The following is a 6,027-nucleotide window of genomic DNA, read 5'->3' as shown; positions in this document are numbered from 1 at the left end:
AAGTAACTCATATCTCGTCATCTCCAAACGCTTTTGTGCGGCTGGATTTTCGCTTAACCGCAGTTTGGTTCCAGGTTGCATCCTGCCCCACGAACTTGTTGGATTGGGGGAGGTTCTGTGCCAGATCCACGCGGTTGGCACAGTCCACCTCTCGATTGGCTCGCTCCGGCACGGTGTATGGCGCTCCAAATGTGATGCCCCAATCCAGGAAGAGCCGGAGGCGGGTGCGCATGGGATGAGTGCCGGTTTTCATGACGATGAAGCTGCCCTTGGGGATGGATTTCAGCTCGTCCGGGGTGAGCAGGGCACGCTCCATCATCTGCAGGCTCTGTCCGGGGTCGTTCTTGCCCCGGCTCACAGAGCCGGACAGAACGGTGCGGCTGCCCAGGGCCTTGGACAGCACTTCGGCGGTCTGGCTGTTGGGGGCAAAGCCGCCGAAAATGGTGTCCTGGCAGTTGTCAGCTATGATTTCACAGCCCTCTTTGCCGTAGTTTTTCTCCAGCTGTGCCAGGGATTGAATGATGGGTACCAGGGTGAGACGGCGGGAGCGGCCGGCGGAGAAGAGGGGCAGGATGTCAAAGGGGGGCATGGTGCCGAACTCATCGCAGAACAGCACCACCCGATTTTTCAGCCTGCCACCATTTTCATCTGCCACGGCAAACAGTTCTCGGCTCAAGTTCTGGATCATCAGTCCCGCCATAAAGTTTTTGGTGGTGTCTTCCTCCGGCAGGATCAGGAAGATGGCGGACTTCTCCGAAGCAAACTTCTCGGCATCCATGGCACTGTCAAAGCAAAGGATTTGCTCCAGCTCAGAGTCCAGAAAGGCATTCAGCCGGGAAAGCACTGTGGACATGACGGAGGCCATGGCCTGATCGGCGCTGTTGAGAGCGGCTCCAGCAAACCATTTGGCCTTATGCTCCGGGGGTAGCTTTTCCATCAGGATCTGAAAGTGGCTCTTACCTTTGGTTCCGCTGGGTTCCAGAAGGTCCTGGACCAGCTTGAACACCGAAACAATGTGTCGGCGCTCCTGGGCGTGCTTGGCATCGGGGGGAAGAAACTCAGCCAGCATCAGGATGACTGAGGTGAGCAGCCCTTCAGCTGCATCGTAGAAGAAGGCATTTTGCCCTCGGTTGCCGTCATCGCCATCTGGGTTGACGATGGTTTTGGATAAAATCTTGGCATACTTTTCTGCCTTGGCACGGGCCGCCAGATTGCTTGGCTCCCTTCGGGCAATGTCCATGTATCGGTTGACCAGGGTCAGCAGGTTGTTGCCATCCGAGCGGGTGGGGTTTCGCAGGTCAATGACAGAGACGTGATACCCATAGCACTCCTTGGCAATCGTCCCATAGTTCCGAGCCAGGTCACCTTTGCTGTCCAGGGCTAGCCAGCTCATGCCGCTGGCACAGGCATATTCCAGGTTGGGGTAGAGAAAGTAGGCAGTTTTACCGATGCCGCTGGCGCCGATCATCAGGCAGTGGATGTCGTCGCTGTCCACCAGAGCTATGGGCTTGTTCTTCTTGCCTTTGCATCCCAGCACCAGTCCCTGCTGGGTAGGACGGTTTTGTCCGCTGCGCCACTCCTTGACCTGGAAGGGGATGTGGGCATAGGTTTTCTTGATCTCTTTGGGTGTGGCCCACCGTGCTGTGCCGTGCTGGCCGTCACCCACCGTTCTGGACTTGATGCCATTGAGGGTGTAGTGGTGGGAGAGGGCGGACAGCCCACCGATGACCAGCACCATGACGAGCCCTAGGATGATGAGAGGGACAACTTTGGATGACTGGACGGTTTCCACGAAGTTTAGCCAAAAGTTTGGCACAAGGGCATCACCTCATTTCTCGATTGGGTCTGTGCGATCAGGTCATCGTTCCAGTCCTTGTGTTCTGGAGCGAGCCGTTCCACGGTGTAGTTCTCCTCCAGCTGTGTCTTCATGCGCTGACTGGCTGCGTGTCCTGCTTCGTCATTATCCAGGCAGAGCAGAACAGTATCAAGTTGGGGCATCCGCTCCAGCATCTTCTCCACCGGCTGAATGGAGGTGCCGCAGCAGGCCACATAGCTGTGGCGCTGCCAGTCTACCGAATGTAGGGTGATATAGGACAGCAGATCGATGGGGGCCTCAAACACATAGAGGCTCCCATCGGTGCCCATGTGGTGAAAGGTGTACCGGGGATCACACCCCTCTACGTTGAGCCGGAAGGCTTTGCCGGAGCTGTTGGTGCTGCGCTTGTGGGCATGGCGGGGAACCCCGGTTTCATCGCTACCCACAAATACTGCGTTGTGGTATTTGGCATCTTCATACAGGAGTTTCTTCCTGGCGAAGTACGCCACCACGTCTCTGGAAATATTCCGGTGCTTCACCAGATAGGCGTATACCCTGCGCATATCGGAGTTGACCGGGGGCAGTGCAAAGGGTTTGGGTGGTGCCTCTGCCGCTTTGGGCGCACAGGGGTACATCTCATCCAGAAGCATGGTGACCGCCTCCGGGTAAGTGCGATTGTAAAAAAAGCGGACGAAACTGATGGCATTGCCACCCTGGCGGCTGTCATGGTCAAACCACTGGCAACCACGAATGGTGACGCTGTGGTCCGAGGCCAGACGTTTGTCCCGACCGGAGGAGAGCAGTTTCTCGCCTCTCTGCCGGAGAAAATATTCCAGGTCCACGGTGGCAGCCCGTTCCTTCTGTTCATCTGTGAAGTGAATATAGGTTGACATGAGTTCCTCCTGTTACATGGTGTGCTGATAGGAGAGTGGTTCCTCGTGATCGTCTGCCTTGTGGCCTATGGCCATGCGCTTCTCTGTGAGCCGCCTTCGACGTTTGGAGTCAATGCGAATGCCTGCCGGGTTTTGGGGCGGGACAGAGTTGTCCCGGAAGATCCTGCCCATGTGGTGGAGGAGTTTCGTTGCGGCTAGCATCACAGAGGGATCACGGAACTGGTCCAGGCGGTCGAGGAAGAATTGAGCATACGGGTTGCCCTGGGATGCTGATCGGGACAGCCACTCCTGGGCCTGCTCTCGGTCCTGTGCTACATCACTGCCCAGGAGATACAGCTTACCCAGGGTGTACTGTGCAAACGGATTTTCCTGTCCAGCTGAGGACTTCAGGTACTCCAGTGCTTTCCACACATCCTTGGGAACAGCTTCGCCGGTGAGGTAGAGCTTGCCCAGACGATACTGGGCGAACTGGTTTCCGTGATCGGCTGCTTTGTCCAGCCACTGCACTGCTTCCGTTGTGCGCTTCTGGGTGAGGAGCAGTTTGCCCAGGGCATATTCTGAACAGTCATTTCCCGCCTCTGCGGACAGACGGAACCACTGCTCCGCCTTTTGGTAATCCCGCAGGGTGGAGAGGGAGCCACGAAAAAACTTGCCCAGCTGGTGTGCCGCTACGGTGTAGCCCTCATCCCAGAGCTGCTCCAGCTCACTAACGGCTTGGGTGTGTTCTTCATCCAGCGCATAGATGTCCTGCAGGACAGCCTTGGTAGCACGATAGCGTTGTGCCTGCTCATAGATTCGATAGGTCTGTTGGCTCTCTGGTTCGGTGTCTGGCTCTGGCTCGTCCCGCATGGCTTCGTCTTCAAAGGTCAGGAGGCCGAGACGAATGTTCTCGGCCTCCCGGATCACATCGTTTTTGATTTTACGAAACTCTTTCTGCTGAGAGAGGGGAAGATGCTCCCTGGGGGTGTTGTTGTAGCACTGGTTCAGCTCATCTCGAATGCGATTCCAGGCTTTGTAGCACTGGGCCACCTCCGGCTGCTTGGCCAGCTCATCCACAATGTTGTCCACCAGGGTCTTCAGGGGCTTCTTCAGATAGCCGTACTGCTTTTTCCCGCTGGTGGTTTCCAAGGCCTGTACCAGCTGGCTCATGTTCTCCTCGATGATGGGGCTGTCGCAGAGCTGATGTGCCATCCTGCGAATCAGCTCCCGCATGGTGTCCTGTGCCGTCTCCGTGAGTTCCTTGTAGGCAACGTCTTTTCTCTGGTAGAGCGCATTCATCTCATCCCGGAAGATGCTGTTGGTCAGCTTGGAGCGCATGGCCGCAATGCCGTCTCTGGACAGGAAGCCCTCCTTGGGATGATCGGACCACACCATCATGTGAATGTGAGGGTGATGGCCCTCATCATGGAAGGCTGCGTACCAGCGGAAGTGATCGGCGGGGATTTTCATAGCCTTGGCTAAGTCCTTCGTGTGTCGCATCAGCAGGGAGCGCCACGCCTCTGCATGGTCGTACCCCAGCCGGGACGCATCCTCACGGCGGAGAGAGTAGATGATGGTCCACACATTCCCCTCATGGGATTCCAGCTGGGACATGGCGGTATCCAGATCCACGGAAGGGGCGGCGCTGAACAGCCCGTGGGAGCCCCGTCGCTGTACACGGGGGCGGGTAGCAATGTACTGCATATACCCACTCTCCGAATGAATCTCGTGGAGGTTGGCGTCCAGTGCCATGGTGATGAAGGCAGAGGCGGTACCCAGAGTGGGTGTCTTGCGGTAGTCTTCGTACTCGAACAGCTCTTTGGCATCGGGGAAGTCGTGGAGCAGTTTCTGAATGAGTTCCCGCTGTCCTTTGGTGGCAGGGCCGTTGCCCACCAACTTCTCCACTCCTTCACGGGTGGCAATGTACTTCATGTACCCGCCGGCCTTAGACGCTTGGATGTAGCCGCTTTTCTGTACCAGCTTTGTCACAGGTTACACAGACCTTTGGAAGTCCAACACTTCTTTGAATGTGATGCGTCCGTTGGTGCTGTCCACCTCCCGCACACTCCGGCCACGCATGAGCTGGTAGGTCCGCTGGTCCATGTCGGTGTCGGAGATGAGAATGTGGTTGCACAGATTTTGTTCCACGGCCACCTTGTAGAGCTGTCTGCCAATGCGCTGTGCGAAGTCATCCATGATACCAATGAGTATCGTGGAGAGAACTTCGGGCAGGAAGGCACTGGCGTTCTTGGTGTTCAGGTAGCCAGCGTAGAACTGAATTGCCTTTTCCACAAATTCACTCTGGCTCTTGCAGTTGTCTGCGGCATATGCTTGCTCCACCAAATCCTTGGTTTCGGGTGTCAGCCAGAAGGCGTGTTTTTTCTTAACATCACTCATTCAATTCCTCCTTTGCGGGGGTACGACCCCGCTGAATTTCTTGGGACTCTAAGGGTTTCACGGTTCACGACGGCGTGGCGGCTGAAAAATGCTGCTCACGACCCCGGTGGTGGAACCCGCAAACTGCCCGCACTGCGGGCAGTTGTGGCGGGAGAGGGGGCGGTCACGACCCCTCTCTTTTCCCCTGCTTCGCTTTCGTCGGCTACCCGCTGCTCCGTAAATCGGCCCAAATCCCCCGCAACTGCCCTGGGAGGGGTACACGGTGGGGGAGCCTGGGGAAGCCCCGTAAATCGGCCCACAGGGGGCAATACGGCGCTACATCTGCATCTCCGGCACGGTGCGAGTTTGCTCGGTCAGGAAGTCTGCACAGCACTCCTCCAAGCTTTGGCCCAAACGCTCCTGACAGTAGGCATCCATCTTGGGGAGGAGCAGGGCCTGCTCCTCAGCACTGAGCCGGTACTTGAAGTCCTGTTCATCGCCGTTGCCGTGCCGCAGGTACACGTCCAGCGAGTCGCAGACACAACCGTGATCCAGATCATAGCTGGCGTAGATGTTCAGCCAGTCATCATTCTCAGTCGTACACACATTGGTTCCAAACACTTGATCCGCAAAGGACGATACCTCCGTGTAGAACGCCAGCAGGTTGTCGTGCTGAATAATATCCTCTGCGAAGGAGATGTCCTCTGCACGGAGCATCCGACTGCCAGTGAGATACTGCGCTTCTGTTTCGTATGTGACCTCTTTTCCTTGCAGACGATCCAGGAAGATGCGCCACCGTTCTTCCGGGGATGCGATGCTTTTCTTCATGGCGAAGTAGACGGCGGTGCTGACATCCTGAATGCGGAATCGCTGCCAGCCGTCCATGATGTTGAGTGCATCGAGCCGCCCGTTGTCCAGGTCAATGTGGAATGCACCCACCACTCGTCCGGTGTTGTCCAATCG

General features: G+C 56.8%; 4 protein-coding genes and 1 pseudogene. All 5 read right to left on the bottom strand.

Features of this window, described 5'->3' with window-relative positions:
• Positions 1–7: 7 nt before the first annotated feature.
• A complete protein-coding gene (locus H9X86_RS11435; RefSeq protein WP_204901648.1) occupies positions 8–1,738 on the bottom strand; it encodes a type IV secretory system conjugative DNA transfer family protein in 1,731 nt (576 codons plus the stop codon).
• A gap of 59 nt (positions 1,739–1,797) precedes the next feature.
• Positions 1,798–2,709 carry a DUF3991 and toprim domain-containing protein gene (locus tag H9X86_RS11430; RefSeq protein WP_204901647.1) on the bottom strand — a complete coding sequence of 304 codons (912 nt, stop codon included), beginning with the start codon at positions 2,707–2,709 and terminating at the stop codon, positions 1,798–1,800.
• 12 nt (positions 2,710–2,721) lie between these two features.
• Entirely contained in the window at positions 2,722–4,677 is a 1,956-nt protein-coding gene (mobP3, locus tag H9X86_RS11425; RefSeq protein ID WP_204901646.1) for a MobP3 family relaxase, read from the bottom strand.
• Positions 4,678–4,680: 3 nt separating this feature from the next.
• Positions 4,681–5,085 carry a hypothetical protein gene (locus tag H9X86_RS11420; protein WP_204901645.1) on the bottom strand — a complete coding sequence of 135 codons (405 nt, stop codon included), beginning with the start codon at positions 5,083–5,085 and terminating at the stop codon, positions 4,681–4,683.
• A 315-nt stretch (positions 5,086–5,400) separates the two neighbouring features.
• Positions 5,401–6,027, bottom strand: a pseudogene (locus H9X86_RS11415) (hypothetical protein); the annotation flags it as partial.

Origin of the sequence: Pseudoflavonifractor capillosus (genome assembly GCF_016902575.1) — a bacterium.
Lineage (GTDB): Bacteria > Bacillota > Clostridia > Oscillospirales > Oscillospiraceae > Enterenecus > Enterenecus capillosus_A.
The sequence above is the reverse complement of the archived record's forward strand: the minus strand, read 5'-3'. Positions and strand labels throughout refer to the sequence as shown.